This is a genomic window from Bowdeniella nasicola (assembly GCF_001907295.1).
GTDB classification, from domain to species: domain Bacteria; phylum Actinomycetota; class Actinomycetes; order Actinomycetales; family Actinomycetaceae; genus Bowdeniella; species Bowdeniella nasicola.
Genome location: NZ_MQVR01000066.1, coordinates 1 through 15,347 on the forward strand (window position 1 = coordinate 1; position 15,347 = coordinate 15,347).

General features: G+C 61.5%; 12 protein-coding genes. 5 read left to right on the forward strand and 7 right to left on the reverse strand.

All coding sequences use genetic code 11. The features are described 5' to 3' along the window. Nucleotides 1–793 (forward strand): DsbA family oxidoreductase (locus BSZ39_RS09895; RefSeq protein ID WP_222842931.1); only part of this gene is annotated, 793 nt, incomplete at its 5' end. On the opposite strand, the gene BSZ39_RS09900 is transcribed toward BSZ39_RS09895, so the two are convergent. The 4 genes from BSZ39_RS09900 to BSZ39_RS09915 all read right to left on the reverse strand — a co-directional run bounded on the left by BSZ39_RS09900 (nucleotide 790) and on the right by BSZ39_RS09915 (nucleotide 6,626). Beyond that, nucleotides 790–2,832 (reverse strand): ABC transporter ATP-binding protein, encoded by a 2,043-nt coding sequence (locus BSZ39_RS09900; protein ID WP_073717184.1) that lies wholly within the window; start codon nucleotides 2,830–2,832, stop codon nucleotides 790–792. The two genes, BSZ39_RS09895 and BSZ39_RS09900, sit on opposite strands and share 4 nt — an antisense overlap. Nucleotides 2,833–2,837: 5 nt before the next feature. Continuing rightward, nucleotides 2,838–3,791: an ABC transporter permease gene (locus tag BSZ39_RS09905; protein WP_083603211.1), complete on the reverse strand. Its 954-nt coding sequence runs from the start codon at nucleotides 3,789–3,791 to the stop codon at nucleotides 2,838–2,840. Next, complete coding sequence (locus BSZ39_RS09910) at nucleotides 3,788–4,747, reverse strand: ABC transporter permease (protein WP_073717175.1); 960 nt, start codon at nucleotides 4,745–4,747, stop codon at nucleotides 3,788–3,790. The genes BSZ39_RS09905 and BSZ39_RS09910 overlap by 4 nt, the downstream gene beginning before the upstream one ends. Nucleotides 4,748–4,817: 70 nt before the next feature. Then, nucleotides 4,818–6,626, reverse strand: a complete 1,809-nt coding sequence (locus BSZ39_RS09915) for a peptide ABC transporter substrate-binding protein (RefSeq protein WP_073717176.1) — start codon at nucleotides 6,624–6,626, stop codon at nucleotides 4,818–4,820. A 188-nt stretch (nucleotides 6,627–6,814) separates the two neighbouring features. On the opposite strand from BSZ39_RS09915, the gene BSZ39_RS09920 reads away from it, so the two are divergent. Genes BSZ39_RS09920 through BSZ39_RS09935 form a run of 4 tightly spaced genes read left to right on the forward strand, consistent with a single transcriptional unit; the run spans nucleotide 6,815 to nucleotide 11,963 of the window. Continuing rightward, complete coding sequence (locus BSZ39_RS09920) at nucleotides 6,815–7,975, forward strand: ROK family protein (protein WP_073717177.1); 1,161 nt, start codon at nucleotides 6,815–6,817, stop codon at nucleotides 7,973–7,975. Between the two features lie 6 nt (nucleotides 7,976–7,981). Next, nucleotides 7,982–9,361 (forward strand): alpha-L-fucosidase, encoded by a 1,380-nt coding sequence (locus BSZ39_RS09925; protein ID WP_073717178.1) that lies wholly within the window; start codon nucleotides 7,982–7,984, stop codon nucleotides 9,359–9,361. Further along, nucleotides 9,351–10,838: a M81 family metallopeptidase gene (locus BSZ39_RS09930; protein WP_073717179.1), complete on the forward strand. Its 1,488-nt coding sequence runs from the start codon at nucleotides 9,351–9,353 to the stop codon at nucleotides 10,836–10,838. The genes BSZ39_RS09925 and BSZ39_RS09930 overlap by 11 nt, the downstream gene beginning before the upstream one ends. A gap of 21 nt (nucleotides 10,839–10,859) precedes the next feature. Next, nucleotides 10,860–11,963 (forward strand): NADH:flavin oxidoreductase/NADH oxidase, encoded by a 1,104-nt coding sequence (locus BSZ39_RS09935; protein ID WP_073717180.1) that lies wholly within the window; start codon nucleotides 10,860–10,862, stop codon nucleotides 11,961–11,963. On the opposite strand, the gene BSZ39_RS09940 is transcribed toward BSZ39_RS09935, so the two are convergent. Genes BSZ39_RS09940 through rfbB form a run of 3 tightly spaced genes read right to left on the reverse strand, consistent with a single transcriptional unit; the run spans nucleotide 11,960 to nucleotide 15,260 of the window. Next, on the reverse strand, nucleotides 11,960–12,895 hold the full coding sequence (locus tag BSZ39_RS09940; protein WP_073717181.1) for a glycosyltransferase family 2 protein: 936 nt from the start codon (nucleotides 12,893–12,895) through the stop codon (nucleotides 11,960–11,962). The two genes, BSZ39_RS09935 and BSZ39_RS09940, sit on opposite strands and share 4 nt — an antisense overlap. After that, nucleotides 12,892–14,319 carry a sugar nucleotide-binding protein gene (locus BSZ39_RS09945; protein ID WP_073717182.1) on the reverse strand — a complete coding sequence of 476 codons (1,428 nt, stop codon included), beginning with the start codon at nucleotides 14,317–14,319 and terminating at the stop codon, nucleotides 12,892–12,894. The genes BSZ39_RS09940 and BSZ39_RS09945 overlap by 4 nt, the downstream gene beginning before the upstream one ends. Then, nucleotides 14,316–15,260, reverse strand: a complete 945-nt coding sequence (gene rfbB / locus BSZ39_RS09950) for a dTDP-glucose 4,6-dehydratase (RefSeq protein ID WP_073717183.1) — start codon at nucleotides 15,258–15,260, stop codon at nucleotides 14,316–14,318. The genes BSZ39_RS09945 and rfbB overlap by 4 nt, the downstream gene beginning before the upstream one ends. Nucleotides 15,261–15,347: the final 87 nt, after the last annotated feature.

The following is a 15,347-nucleotide window of genomic DNA, read 5'->3' on the forward strand; positions in this document are numbered from 1 at the left end:
CGACCATGACCGATACCGACACGCCCGCACTAGCAAGCTAAAACCCCAAACGAGAGGAAAACGCCGTTACACCACTACAAGGGACTTGACCCGGGTCGACATCTTTTCCGACATCGCGTGCCCCTGGTGCTACATCGGGAAACGCCGTTTTGAAGCCGCTTTTGCGCAGCTGGCCTTCCGTGATCTGGTTGAAGTCCGCTGGCATTCTTACCAGTTGGATCCCGCGCTTCCCGCGCGCTTCGAGGGCACGGAGAAGGACTACCTCATGAAGTCCAAGGGCATGACAGACCGGGAGGTCACGGAGATGCTCACCATGGTGACCGAGGAGGCGGCAGGAGTCAGGCTCGAGTACGACTTTGAGTCGTTGAAAGTCGCCAACTCGTTCCACTCCCATCGGCTCATTCATGCGGCAGCGACAGCGGGCAAGGCTGATGAGATGAAGGAATCTCTCCTCGCCGGACACTTCTGCGAGGGGCTGGATATCGGCGACGATGACGATCTCCAAACCATGGCCGACCGGGCCGGGCTGCCCCCCGAACTCACCGCGGAAGTTTTGGGCGACAAGTCAGCCTTTGCCGCCGATGTGCGCGACGATATTCGCACTGCCGCCGACCTCAAGTTGAGCGGTGTCCCGTTCTTTATCCTCGGCCAGAAGTACGGCGTCGCCGGCGCTCAACCGACCGACGTCCTCGTCTCGGCACTCGCCCGTGTGTGGGAGGAGCAGACCGATTCTGCACTGACGATGCTCGATGACGAGACCGGCGCTTCCTGTGGTCCCGACGGCTGCGACTAGGTGCCCGTTGTCTCTCTCTGTGATGTCAGCGGGAAGTGACATGCGACGAGATGTGGCCACCCTTCCGCACTGCGACCGTGTTCCTCCAACTGCGGTCGAGCCTCGGCGCATACGTCTTGGGCAAAGGGGCAGCGCGTTCGGAAGCGGCAGCCGCTCGGCGGATCCATCGCAGATGGTAGCTCGCCTTCAATCTTGAAACGTTCGCGCGAGCCTTCACTCGCTTCATCAATCCGCGGCACCGCATCGATAAGACCCCGGGTGTAGGGATGGAGCGGGCGTTCACTGACATCGTCGGCGGCCCCGATCTCAACCATGACGCCCAGGTACATAACCCCGATTCGGTCCGCCATATACCGCACCACGGCAAGGTCATGACTGATGAACAGGTAAGACAGGCGGTATTCCTCTTGCAACTCCCGCATCTGGTTCAGGACTTGCGCCTGAACCGACACATCGAGCGCGGAGACAGGCTCATCGCAGACGATCACGTCCGGGTTTAACGCGAGCGCACGGGCCAAACCAATGCGTTGGAGCTGGCCGCCGGAAAACTCGTGCGGATAGCGTTCCAGGGCATCATCGGGCAAGCCGATTTGGTCGACGAGGCTCTCGCTTTTTTCTCGCCGCATCTTGCGACTACCAATGCCCTGCACCGCGAGCGGTTCCGCGATGATCTCGTCGACTCGCATGCGCGGATCCATCGCCGCCGCAGAATCCTGGAACATCATTTGGATCTTGCGGTGGAATTGGGTGCGACCGCGCCCCTTGAGCCGACTGGCATTATCGCCATCCACGATGACGTGTCCGTCGGTGGGATCTTCCAGGCCCGCAATTACTCGACCGAGTGTCGATTTGCCGCATCCCGATTCGCCCACTAATCCAAACGTTTCCCCGCGCCCGACCTGGAATGACACATCGTCGACCGCGGATACCTCTCCGATCTGTCTGCGCACAAACATCCCACCGAGCGCGGGATACCTCTTCGACACCTGATCGACCTCAAGCACCGTGTCGGCCGTGGCTTGTTCATGAGTTGGACGCTCCTCGAGTACCCCCGCGGTGAGTTTTTCCCCACCCGGGTGATAGCAAGCCACCTTATGCACACTGCCGGTGAGTTCTGGAGTGCTTTGCCGGCACTCATCCGTCGCACGTTCGCAGCGCGGAGCGAAGGGACACCCGATGATCTCGTCAATAAGATTCGGCGGAGCCCCGGGGATCGAATACAGCCGAGCCCTAGAATTCGCCGCCCGCTCCGGCAGGGCTGCCAGGAGCGCCCGCGTGTACTGGTGTTCTGGAGATTCAAAGAACGGCGCGGCTGGCGCATGCTCCATGACGCGGCCAGCATACATGACCGCGACGGTATCCGCCCGCCCCGCAACGACAGCAAGGTCGTGGGTGACCAGAATGACGGCAGAACCAAATTCTTCCTTGAGTTCATCAAGCAGATCCAGAATCTGCAGCTGGGTCGTCACGTCGAGCGCGGTCGTCGGCTCATCTGCGATGAGCAGTTTCGGATGACAAACGAGGGCCATCGCAATCATCGCCCGCTGCCGCATCCCACCCGAGAGCTGATGCGGATAGTCATCACAGATCTTGTCGGCGCGGGGCATCCCCACACGCCGCATAATGTCGATGGCGCGCTCGCGGGCTGCTGCCTTGGAGGCCCCGCGATGAATTCGCAGCGACTCGCCGATCTGGTTCCCGATCGTCATCGTCGGATTCAGCGACGTCATGGGATCTTGAAAGATCATCCCTATCTCAGTTCCGCGCAAGCGGCGAACGTCGGCGGGATCGGCCGTGACGAGGTCCTTGCCGTCGAACATGATGCTGCCGTTGGACACGACGCCATTACCAGGCAGCAACCCCATGATCGCGAGCGCCGTCATGGTCTTCCCGGAACCTGACTCGCCCACGATGCCGAGGGTCTCGCCGGGGCGAACATCGAGGTCGACTCCCCGCAGCGGGCTTACCTGACCCTTGCGCTGCGGAATACTGACGTGCAGATTGCGGACCTGCAGGAGTGGTTCAACTTGTGACGTCATCTGACTCACCGCTTCCGGAGTCGAACTTCGAAGGCATCGCGCAAGCCGTCTCCCACGAAGTTGAAGGCCAGCACGAGGATGATGATGGCAATACCTGGAGGGAAGATCAGCCACCAATGCCCGGAATAGATTTCTCCCAAACCGGTCGAGAGCATTCCGCCCCAGTTCGCCGCTGGTGGCGGTACTCCCAGTCCCAGGAAGGAGAGGTAGGCGACGTATAGCACGGCGTCGGCCACCTGGAATGTGGCATTCACAATGACCGTGCCGATCGCGTTACGCACCACGTGGGTGCGCACGGCGCGTAACGGGCCACCACCCATGCCACGCATCGCCGTCACGAATTCGCGACTACGTAGCGCAATGGAATCTCCGCGGACCATCCGGGCTGGGTTGAGCCACGCGAAGGCGCCGATCACGAGAACGAGGAGCGGTACCGAGGGCGTCACGATCGTCGCGATCAGCATGAAGAGGAAGAGCGCGGGAATCGACATCAGCGCATCGACGATACGCATCATGACGGCATCGACCCAACCGCCCATGAAACCCGCGATCGCCCCCCAAATCGTGCCGAAGGTCGTCGCCAGCAGGCCCGCGGCTAGTCCGACGATGAGCGAGGTTTGGCCACCGAGCATCAGCCGACCGAGCTGGTCATATCCGACTCCGTCGGTACCTAACGGATATCCCTGCTCGCCAGGAGCCAAGTGCGCTGCGGAAAGGTTGGTGTGGACCTGATCCGTCTGATAGATCAGTGGACCAAGGAACGAGAACAACACCAAGAAGACCACGAGGATGAGCCCGAATACTGCCAGCTTGTTCTCGAAGAAGACCGCGACCCCTTGGCGGCCAAGTCCGATGGGACGCCGTCGCGGTTTGCGGGCGTCGGTTTCGCTCAATGCCGCAACGGGCGCTGCCGCCTCCGACTCCTGCTGCGGGTCGATAGGACCTGAGGGGAACGTCATGAGATACCTCCCGACAACCTAACTCGCGGATCTGCCACGGCATACAAAATGTCGGCGAGTAGCGCGCCGATGACCGTCGCGAACGAGACAATAAGCGTCGAGGCGAGCAGGACCGGGAAGTCTCGAGTCTGTGTTGCCTGCCAGAACATCAATCCCATCCCGGGGTAATTGAAAAGCTGCTCGACGACGAGCGCTCCCGAAAACAGCCCGGGAATGTACATTCCCAGCAAGGTGATGACCGGGAACAGCGAGTTACGGAGCGCGTGATGGACGGTCACGCGACGGGAAGGCAACCCCTTCGCGTGCGCAGTGCGGATGAAGTTCTCGTTGAGATTGTCGACCATCGTCGAACGGACATAACGCGTAAAAGCCGCGATCCCGACCACGGCTAGCGTGATCACCGGGAGAATGAGGCCTTTCCACTGCGGCAAAATCTCTCCGACGGTAAATCCCTGCGGAGCTTGCGGTGGCAGGATAGGCCAGATCTGAGAGAACAGCACGATGAGGATCATGCCGAGGAAGAACAGCGGGGTCGCGTAGGCCAAGAGAGCGACGCCGGTGATCGCATAGTCGACCGGCTTATTGCGCCGAACCGCTTGGATCGCACCTAGGGGAACCGCGATGACCACGGCGAGTGTGGTCGCAAGGACACCAAGCAGGATCGTCTTCGGCATCCGCTGTGCGACCATCGTCGAGATCGCCTGGTTCTGCTGGAACGAGAAACCGAGGTCGCCTCCTAGCAAACGCTGTAGGTACAGCCCGTATTGCACGAGGAATGGTTTGTCGTATCCCATCTGTTCGTTATATGCGGCCAGCTGTTCGGCGGTCGCGTCGAGCCCCAGCGCTGAGCGAGCCGCTCCACCGGGCAGCAGGTAGAGGAAGAGGAAGGTAATGAAGGTGACCAGGAGCATCACGATGACAGCCTGGCCAAGCCGTCGGAGGATGTAGTGCCACATGTCAGCTCACGATCCGCCTTTCGTGTGGTGGGCCGGAAGTCTAAGGCCCCGGCCCACCACGGTTGCACTGCTAGCGGGACCAATCCTGTGGGTACATCCCCAGGGTTGGCTCCTGGGGATGAATCCCCTTGATGTCAGATTTGAACGCGGACACGCGGTTCACCGGGTTTGGCATCCAAAGCACCGGGAGATCTTCGGCCAGGAAGTCGTTGTACTGCTTCATGACACTTTCATCCGAGGACCGCAGCGTCTTTTCGATGAGAGCGTCGGCTTGCGGGTTGGAATAGCTTCCGAGGTTCACCGGAGCATCCGTGGCGAACAACCGCTGGCCTGAGGCGTAGACCGGGAAGTACCAAGACGCCTGCGATCCGAAGAACGAGAGATCCCATGTACATTCCTGATCCGGTTTGCACGCCTGGCTGACCGCAACCGAGTCGGGAACCTCCTGAATATCGAGGACAATACCAAGCTTGGCGAACTGCGACTTTAGCTCCGCAAACATCTTGGTCGTGGCGGAGAAACCGGACTGGCTGGTGACCTTGAAGCGCATCTCCTTGCCCTGGTCGATCCCTTCGCCGCACTGCCCTTCGCCGGTGCCGGGGTTCTTACACGTCGTCACACCATCGGGGTTGACTTCCCACCCGTGCGATTCGAGCAGTTGTTTTGCCTTATCAGGGTTGAAGTCATAGACGCACCCCTCCAGCGATCCGGCTGCGCCGGGCCGCTGCGGTACGGGACCGCACGTCGGGGCGGCCATATCCTGCCAAATGACCTTGGAAATGGTCTGTTGGTCAATGAGATGTTGCATCGCCTGCCGAACGTATTTCTGCTTGAAGATCGGTCCGGTCTGCGGGTTGTTGAAGTTGAACGGCATATAGGTGATGGACCACCCGTACCACGGTTCTACCGTGTAGCCCTGGGATTCGATGAAGGCCTTCTGCGCGATCGAGCCTGCGGGAATATAGCCGTAGTCGATGCCCCCCGATCGCAGCGTGTTGAACTCCGAATCATCGGAGGTAAAGGGCTTGAACAAAAGAGTCTTGAGCTTCGCCTTGTCCTCGCCCTGGTAGGCATCGTTGGCTTCGAGTACGACCTCACCGGACGGCACAAAGCTCTTGAGCTTCCAAGGGCCCGAGACCGTCTGCCAGAGCGGGTTGGTGGCATACGAATTGGGATCCTCGGAGGCCTTGGTCAGATAGGCAAAGATGTCCTTCGCGCCTTGCTCGCTGCGATCGAGTTCCGGATCAACCTTGCCGTCATCGCTGGTTTTGGCCCATGCGTGATGCGGCATCGGAACGATGGAGTTCAGCTGGTTCCCGATGAAATAGCCGGGTGCGTACGGTTCGGTGGTCGTCACCGTCACCGTCTTATCGTCCACCACCTTGAACTCCGCGACATTGTCGGGGAAGCCCCCCTCTCGATAGGAAGCCCAGTTCTTCTTGTTGTGCTTGATGAGGTTGTACCAGAACTCGACGTCGCGGGTGGTCAACGGCTTACCATCGGACCACGTCAGATCCTTCAGCTTGATCGTGTAGGTCAGCCCGTCGTCGCTTACTTGGGGAATTTCCGCCAGCGAGCGTTCGGTCTTGATGTGGTAGTCCGACGTACCCTCGAGGGTGAAATCGTAGAGCGTCGGGAACATGAGAGACCGGAAAATCCCGTTCTCCCCTTGTGTCTTGCCGGGGGCGGAGATGGGCATAATCCACGACGGCGTCACCATGGCGACGCTGACGGAATCACTACCGTTTCCTCCGCCGGTAGCCCCGGTTGCCGCACCCTTTGGAGTTGAACCAGAGCCACCGCTACATGCAGCCAGTGCCATCAGGGCACAAGAAGCAGCGAGCGCGATGGCGCTTCTCGCCTTCTTCAGAGGTTTCATCGTTGATTTCCCTTCGCGAGATGCCTCTAGTGTGGGGTTCCCCACGTGGTATTGCTCAGACTAGCACCACTTCATGCACGTTCATACGATGTTTCGGATACTTAGTTTTTTAATGTCGTTAGTTGTTGCGGATTATGTCCGAAGCTGGTTGCATGGGACTACCGACTCCAGCTCAGCAAGGAGAGCTCATGTCTCTAGTTGACACGGGTCCCCCCGTGAATCAGGACCTCACGGACCAGGCTCTCGAGCTCATCACCCGCGGACTCGTCACCAGTCGTACAGATCTGCGTCACGAACTCCAGATCTCAGCGTCCACCGCGTCGAATATCGTCCGCGCCCTCATCGCGCGGGGCGACGTCGTTGAGGACGGTATGACGGCCTCGACCGGAGGGCGTCCTGCGGTCGCGCTGCGGTCAACGAAACGCCCCGAGCTGATCGCGCTCGCCGAAGTCGGAACCTCCCATGTACGCCTTGGTTTTTCCAGCAACCATGGGGATATCGGTCATACGAGCGAGATCCCGCTAGACCTATCCGGGCCGCCCAGCGACGCGCTGAAGACGATCGTGAAAGCCTGGCATCGCGTCGCGACATCGGAATTTCCTGATCACCCAGGGATTGATCAGTGCGCGCTGGCGCTTCCCGGCCCGGTTCGCCTCAGCGATCAGCGCGTGATTAACCCGTCCCGGATGCCCGGCTGGCATGGCGTCGACGTTGTGTCACTCTTGTCGGACATTGCCGAAGTTCCGGCGGTCGTCGACAACGACGCCCGGGCCGGGGCACGCGGCGAAGCGGCACGGCGCGAGGGCGAGTTCTCCCAGTTCATTTACGTCAAGGCTGGAAGCGGCATCGGCGCATCGTTAGCAATCGACGGGGAGCCGTTCTCCGGAGCGTTCGGCATGGCCGGCGATCTTGCCCATACGCCCGTTGGTCCGAAACAAGAGGTCTACTGCGCGTGCGGGAAGGTCGGTTGTTTGGAGATTCTCGCTTCCGGGGCGGCCATCCGGCGCACTCTCAGCGACCAGGGCGAGCAGGTTACTTCCATGCTCGACATCATTCAGGGCGCACAACAAGGAAACCCGATTTTTACCTCTGCCATCCGTCAGGCAGGCACCCTCGTCGGGCTTGCACTGGCGCCTCTGGTGAACTTCCTTAATCCTGCAGCAGTCATTCTCGGCGGTTCACTGTCCTCCATTAGCAGCTTTAAGGCATCGGCCCGAGCCGCACTCTACGATCAGTGCCTCCCCATGAGTTCCGAGAACCTAGCGATTGTCACCTCACTCACCGGGCCTGACGCCGCGTTGCATGGTTTGGCTGAGCTTGCGCGAACATCACTACCAAGCTCTGGTTAGGAAGACATGTTTAATTTCGAAGACCGCACCGGCCCGAGAGAACTCGCCGCCTGCGTCTCCTATCCCGAGGCAGTCATTCCCGATTGGTACCGGGACGCCAAACTCGGGTTCTTCATCCATCTCGGTCTCTACTCCGTCCCCGCGTGGGCCTACCGACCAGTCGGACCCTACTCCGAGAGCGAGCCGGATCCGACTCCGATCGAGCTCGCCTACTCCCATCACCGCTACGCCGAGTGGTATGGGAACACCTGGCGCCTTCCGCACAGCCCATGCCGCAGGTTCCACGAGAACACCTTCGGCGTCGGCACCCACTACGAAGATTTCGCTGACTCCTTTACGCCGCGGGCCGAGCACCTCACAGCCCTCGTCGACTCGCTTGTCGCGGCCGGCGGCCGCTATATCGTTCCTACGACGAAGCACCATGACGGTTACTGCCTATGGGACTCGGCAACCACCGGATTCACTTCCGTGAAGCGGGCCGCCGGCCTCGATGTCATCGACGTGATCGCGAGCGCCACCCGTGCCGCCGGTGCCCGTCTGGGACTGTATTTTTCGGGGGCGCTGGATTGGCACGTATCGGACTTCCCTGCCATCAACTCCGATACAGACCTCTTCGCGTTCCGGCGAAATGACCCCGAGTTCGCACGATATGCCGCCGCCCAGCTATCGGAACTCATCGACCGGTTCTCCCCGGATCTCCTGTGGAACGACATCGAATGGCCCGATGGCGGCAAGGGTCCCGATGGCTTCGGTCTCGCCGGGCTGCTGTCCGACTACTACGAACGTTTCCCCGAGGGCGTCATCAACGACCGCTGGGGAATCCCCCACCACGGATTCCTGACCCGCGAGTACAGCCACGTCCCCGAGATCATGCCGAACGCATGGGAAGCCACGCGCGGCCTTGGCCGATCGTTCGGCTACAACGCGAACGAAGATCCCGCCGACCGCCTGAGCGCTACCGACCTCATCCACCTTCTCCTTGATGTGTGCGCAAAGGGTGGCAACCTGCTGATCAATGTCGGCCCGCGCGCCGACGGAAGCCTCGATGACTACCAAGCCGCCGTCGTTGCGAGCCTTGGCGAGTGGATGAGCCACTACGGCGAGCTGCTGTACAGCACGCGCCCGGCGCCGACGTTCACGTCCGACTCGCCCGGCGACCTTCGGTTCGTGACCCGCCCCGGCGAAGTCATCGCCTTCGTCCGCGACCGCACAGCCACCGAGCTCCGCCTCCCAGAATTCGCGCGGGCCTCGACTGGCACCTGGCACGTCGACGGGGGCGTGGATGATGCCGTTCTGGCCGCCAACGGAATCGTACCCATCCCTCCTGCTACGACCGATACGCCCCTCGCTCTAGTCCTGAAAGCGACCACCGATCATGTCCACTAACTCCGCACCCACCCGCCCCCGCGTCGCGATCGTGGGGATCCACATCGAGTCCTCGACGTTCTCTCCTCAACTTGCGGTCGCCGATGACTTCGAGATCCGGCGCGGCTCCGAGATTCTCGAGCGATACTCATGGATCGAGGAGACCTGGTCCCAGGCGATCTGCTGGTGCCCGATCTTCCACGCCCGGGCGCTGCCCGGCGGTGTCCTCGTGCGCGAGACGTACGAGGGCTGGAAGACCGAAATCCTCACCGGCCTTCGCGAGCTCGGTGAGATCGACGGGCTCTTCTTCGACATCCACGGCGCCATGTCTGTCGTCGGCCTCGATGACGCCGAAGGCGACCTCATCACCGCGATCCGCGAGGTAATCGGTGCTGATCCCCTCGTCGGCGCTTCGATGGACTTGCACGGCAACGTCTCCCATGAGCTCTTCACGGGCTGTGACCTGCTCACCTGCTACCGCATGGCACCGCACGAGGACGCTCTCGAATCCCGCCGCCGGGCCATGCGCACCCTCGCATTGCGGGTGCTGTCGGGAGCGGGCAAACCGCACAAGGCACTCGTTCACATCCCGATCCTGCTCCCGGGCGAAATGACCTCGACCCGGCTCGAGCCGGCCCGCCGCCTATACGGCAAGATTCCGTGGCTCGAGGCCCAACCTGGAGTCATTGACGCGGCGTTCTGGATCGGATTCGCGTGGGCCGACCAGCCCCGCTGCACCGCCGCGGTTGTCCTCACCGGCGACGATGCACGCCTCATTGAGAAACTCGCGTCGGACTGGGCGCAGGAGATCTGGGATGCCCGGCACGAGTTCGAGTTCGTGGCGCCTGTCGCATCGATGGCCGACTGCCTGACGTGGGCGAGCACGGCCAAGCGGCCGACATTCATCTCGGACACCGGGGACAACCCCGGCGCCGGAGGCGGCAATGACACGACGTGTGCGCTGGCCGAAATGCTCACCTATGAGCTCGTCATGAGCGGAGACCTCAGCGCGATCGTCGCATCGCTGCACGATGCCGCTTCGGTAGCCCGCGCAGTCGAGGCCGGCGCCGGCGGAGTCGCAGACTTCACGGTCGGCGGCGTGATCGATGCGCGAGATCCGGGTCCGCAGGCGATCACGGCCCGGGTCGAGACGATCGCGAACGATCCACTCGGTGGGACCACTGCCGTCCTTCGGGTGCTGCTGCGCGATGGCGCAGAGACGGGCCTCCGCGTGATCGTGACCGAACGGCGCAAGCAGTATTCGGATCTCGCTAGCTTCACGCTCCTTGGCCTCGACCCCACTGCGACGGACATTGTTGTTGTGAAGATCGGATACCTCGAGCCCGACCTTTTCGAGATGCAGCGTGACTGGACAATGGCACTCACCCCGGGCGGGGTCGACCAGGACCTGAAGCGCCTCGGACACGAAAAGATCACGCGTCCGATGTTCCCCTTCGATGACTTTGAGGATCCCGCTCTCACCGTCATCATGGGCTAACCCGATTGGGATAATGGCGTTATGGCGCTTGTCTTATCTCCCGTCCGTCTTCGCAAACTCCTCGTCCGCAATCGCATCTGGCTCGCGCCGATGTGCATGTATTCCTGCGAAAACCGCGATGGGGTAGTGACCGACTGGCATCTCGTCCACCTCGGTGCCCGGGCAACGGGCGGGTTCGGCCTCATCATGACCGAGGCTAGCTCCGTGACACCGGAGGGCCGGATCAGCCCCCACGACGCGGGCATCTGGAACGATGAGCAGGCGGCCGCGTGGAAACCGATCGTGGACTTCGCGCACGCCCACGGTGCCGCGATCTGCATGCAACTCGCGCACGCCGGACGCAAAGCCTCAACGCACCGCCCCTTTCCCGGCGAAATCTCCGGTGTGGTCTCCGAGCACAACGGCGGCTGGGATGTCATCGGTCCGTCGCCGGTCCGGTTCCCCGGTTTGAAGAATCCGCTGGAGATGACCGAATCCGATATTGACGAGGTTATCGAGGCTTTCGCTGCGGCAGCCGAGCGAGCGATCGAGGTCGGCTTCGATGCGGTCGAGATCCACGCCGCGCACGGATACCTCTTGCACTCCTTCCTCTCTCCGCTGTCGAACCAGCGCACCGATCAGTGGGGCGGCTCTTTCGACAACCGCGTCCGCATCCTGCTCGATGTCCTTTCCGCCGTACGCGACCGCGTCGGAATGGAAATTCCGGTCTTGGTGCGAATCTCCGGCACGGACTGGGTCGAGGATGGCTGGCAGGTCGAAGACTCCGCCCGTCTTGCTCCCCTGCTCGCAGAGTTGGGGTGCGACTTTATCGACGTGTCCTCTGGCGGGAATATGCCGGTTGAGATCCCCGTGGGTCCCGGGTATCAGGTCCCGTCAGCAGCGGCGGTTCGGAAAGCCCTCCGCGAAGGCGGACATGAGACGTTGGTCGGCGCGGTTGGGCTCATCACGGAGACGAAGCAGGCCGAGGAGATTCTGCAACGAGGCGACGCGGACGTCATCTTTCTCGGACGCGTCGCACTGCGGGAGCCGACATGGCCACTGCGCGCGCAGTTCGAGCTCGCGGATCAGGACATGGCGGGATCGACCCGTTGGCCTGCGCAATATCTGCGCGGCGCGTGGCGCTAGAATCGCGCCTTCGCGCGATCAGCGTGGAGAACACCTGCCCGGCCGGCCGACTCCACGACGAGTGCGACGGACTTTTCGGCAAGCCATCCTGGCATGTGCGGTAACAGCCGATCGACTGCTTCAGAGACACGCGTGAGCGTTCCTTCCGTCGAGACCGCACTCGCAGCGCGAACCAGTGCACCCCAAGGTCCGCTGGGATCAGCAGGAAGCTCGAGTCCGTGCTTTTCTAGGAAGGCTCGCCGGGCAGAACCGGCGTGAAGCGCCCTAATCGCTCGGATTCTCGTCGTTGTGGCGGCAATCCGGTGCTCAGTCTCAAGCTCCGGGACCAAAACGATGGGAACTCCAGCACGATGCAGCCGATACCCGAAGTCGATGTCTTCCCAGCCGTAGCGACGGAATCGGGGGTCATAAAGGCCGATAGTCTCGATCACCGTGCGCGGAACCGAGGAGTTCCCGTGCCAGTACGTGAAGCGGGCTCTTGGCGGCGCGTCATACGCTTCCTGGCGATACATCTCGTCATGCCGCACGCCGTAAGCCTTCGAATACGGGGTTTCGGGATAGACGTTTCTGTATAGCCCTACCGCGCCAATGGGTCCATCCTTTTGCACCGCCGCGATCGTCTCGATGTACCGCGGGCCGGGCACAAGGTCGTCGTCGCAACGCGCAATGATCGCGCCACTGGTGGAGTTGATGGCCTCGTTAAGCGCTGCGACTCGCCCCTGGTTCGTCGGAAATACCGTCCACTCGAGGTTCAGGTTCGGGTAGCGAGCTGCGAGTTCTTCGAGAACCTCTTCCGACCCGTCGACGTCTTCGTCAACCACCACATGGATATCGAAATCAACTGAACCTTCTTGGAGTGCTAGCGATTCCATGAGCATCGGGAGGCGGGCCGCGCCACCATGGGACGGGACGATTACGCTGACGGTAATCATAGCCCCGCTCCTTGCTGTCGGATATATGCCGCGAGGGATTCCATGTGGTCTCGCGGCTGGAATCCGGCGCTCTTCGTCGCGCCGAGACACATCACCGAGTTATGGGGCCGCGGCGCCATGGAATCGCGTCCGCGTCCGTACTCCTCGGTGGTCACTGGCGTTACGCGGTTGGGGTCCGCCCCAACAAGACGGAAGACTTCCTGAGCAATGTCGAACCAACTGCACGGCTCACCGGCACCGGTCAGCTGATACGTGCCAAACGGGGTGCCAGTTGCGATCAGGTGCAAGATTCCTTCCGCCAGTTCGCTCGCGAAGGACAACCGCCCGCGCTGGTCTGTAATGACAGCCGGATCGACCCCACGTTCGGCGAGATTCATCATCGTGCGCACGAAGTTGGGGCCATCGCCGATAAGCCAGCTTGTTCGCACGATCCAGTGACGCGAGAGCGCAGCCACGGCTACCTCTCCCGCCGCCTTCGACTGGCCATACACGCCGAGCGGCGAGCGCGGCGAATCAGGCACGTACTTCAGGTCCGGGACGAGCCTCCCATCGAAAACGTAGTCCGTCGAGACGTGCACCAGCGGCACCCGAGCAGCATCGCAGCGGGCAGCTAGTGCGCTTGCCCCCGTGGCGTTGACCGCCCAGGCAGCTTGGCGACCTTCGTCAGTTTCGGCGGCATCCACGGCCGTGTAGGCGGCCGCGTTGATGACCACGCGGGAGGACTGCAGAAGCTGATCGGACCAACTATCCGGCTCTGCCATATCCCACTGTTCGCGATCGACCGCACGGAAGGAGATGCCGCGCTGCTCGCACGCCTGCACGAGAGCCCGGCCCAGCTGGCCTCCGGAACCGATGATCAGTAGCGGTCTTTCGCCCATCGGTTGAACGTCCGAAAGCTGTGGGTGAGCTCGATCTGCGTCAGACATCTGTGCATGGGACAGCTCGATAGGCCAGTCGATCCCGAGCGTCGGATCCGCGAGATTCACAAACGTGTACTCGGCCCGTGCCTCTGGGCTCCAGTGCTCGTTCACGAGGTAGGTGTAGACCGTGTCCGCTTCGAGCGTCTGGAATGCGTTGCCCACGCCGCGGGGCACATAGACAGCTTTATCCGGCGTGATCTCTGCCGTTACGACTCGACCAAAACCGTCGCCGGCACGCAGATCCAGCCAGGCACCAAAGACCTTGCCGTGAGCGACCGAGATGTACTTATCCCACGGCTCAGCGTGGATGCCGCGCGTGACGCCAGGCTCGGTATTGAAGGAAATATTGTTCTGTACCGGCCCCAAGTCGGGGACTCCCGCGTCGAGGAGCTTTTCTCGCTGCCAGTTCTCTTTGAACCATCCACGGTTGTCACCGTGAACGGGCAGGTCGATCAGCAGTAGACCACCAATCGCCGTGGGGTGAACCTGGATCGAAGCTGTCACTGGCCCGCCTTCTCGTACTTCGCTTCAGTCTCCGCTTTTTGGGGACGCCACCAATCTTCGTTCGAGCGGTACCACTCGATCGTGGCGGACAGACCGTCTACGAAGTCGGTGTACTTCGGTTCCCAGCCGAGTTCTTCACGGATCTTGTGAGCGTCGATCGCATAGCGCAGGTCGTGCCCTGGCCGGTCCTTGACGTGCACGAAATCAGAGGGGTCACGTCCCATGAGCTCGAGAATCAGCTCGATAACCTCGCGATTGTTCTTCTCCCCATTGGCCCCGATCAGGTACGTCTCTCCGAGTTTGCCGGACTCGAGGATGCGCAGGACAGCGGAGGAGTGATCCTCTGTATGGATCCAATCGCGAACATTCTTACCATCGCCATACAGCTTGGCGACACCGCCATCGAGCAGGTTGGTGATCTGCCGGGGAATGAACTTTTCGACGTGTTGGTACGGCCCGTAGTTATTCGAGCAATTCGAAACCGTGATCTCTAGGCCGAAGGAGCGCCCCCATGCCCTAACGAGATGGTCCGATGCCGCCTTCGATGCAGAGTACGGGCTCGACGGCTGGTAGGGCGTGAACTCGGTGAACTTCTCCGGATCGTCGATCTCGAGATCTCCGTAGACCTCGTCAGTCGAAACGTGGTGGAAGCGGGTACCGTGCCGTCGCGCGGCTTCAAGCAGTACCGCCGCGCCGACGACGTTGGTCTGGACGAATGGCATGGGTCCGGCGAGCGAATTGTCATTGTGGGACTCGGCTGCGTAGTGGACGATTGCATCGCTACGTCCGACGACGTCATCGACGACATCCGGGTCGCAGATGTCTCCCACGACCAGCTCGACTCGGTCCTCTGGCAGGCCCTCTAGAGACTCCCGATGGCCCGCATAGGTCAGCTTATCCAAGACCACCACACGATGGTCTGTAGCTTGAACTACGGTCAAGTCCCTTGTAGTGGTGTAACGGCGTTTTCCTCTCGTTTGGGGTTTTAGCTTGCTAGTGCGGGCGTGTCGGTATCGGTCATGGTCGTG

Bases quoted from the DNA above. Each gene is read 5' to 3' on its own strand.
- BSZ39_RS09925 (WP_073717178.1), top strand. From the start codon at position 7,982: ATGTTTAATTTCGAAGACCGCACCGGCCCGAGAGAACTCGCCGCCTGC.
- BSZ39_RS09940 (WP_073717181.1), bottom strand. From the start codon at position 12,895: ATGATTACCGTCAGCGTAATCGTCCCGTCCCATGGTGGCGCGGCCCGC.
- BSZ39_RS09935 (WP_073717180.1), top strand. From the start codon at position 10,860: ATGGCGCTTGTCTTATCTCCCGTCCGTCTTCGCAAACTCCTCGTCCGC.
- BSZ39_RS09920 (WP_073717177.1), top strand. From the start codon at position 6,815: ATGTCTCTAGTTGACACGGGTCCCCCCGTGAATCAGGACCTCACGGAC.
- BSZ39_RS09915 (WP_073717176.1), bottom strand. From the start codon at position 6,626: ATGAAACCTCTGAAGAAGGCGAGAAGCGCCATCGCGCTCGCTGCTTCT.
- BSZ39_RS09930 (WP_073717179.1), top strand. From the start codon at position 9,351: ATGTCCACTAACTCCGCACCCACCCGCCCCCGCGTCGCGATCGTGGGG.
- BSZ39_RS09900 (WP_073717184.1), bottom strand. From the start codon at position 2,832: ATGACGTCACAAGTTGAACCACTCCTGCAGGTCCGCAATCTGCACGTC.
- BSZ39_RS09910 (WP_073717175.1), bottom strand. From the start codon at position 4,747: ATGTGGCACTACATCCTCCGACGGCTTGGCCAGGCTGTCATCGTGATG.
- BSZ39_RS09905 (WP_083603211.1), bottom strand. From the start codon at position 3,791: ATGACGTTCCCCTCAGGTCCTATCGACCCGCAGCAGGAGTCGGAGGCG.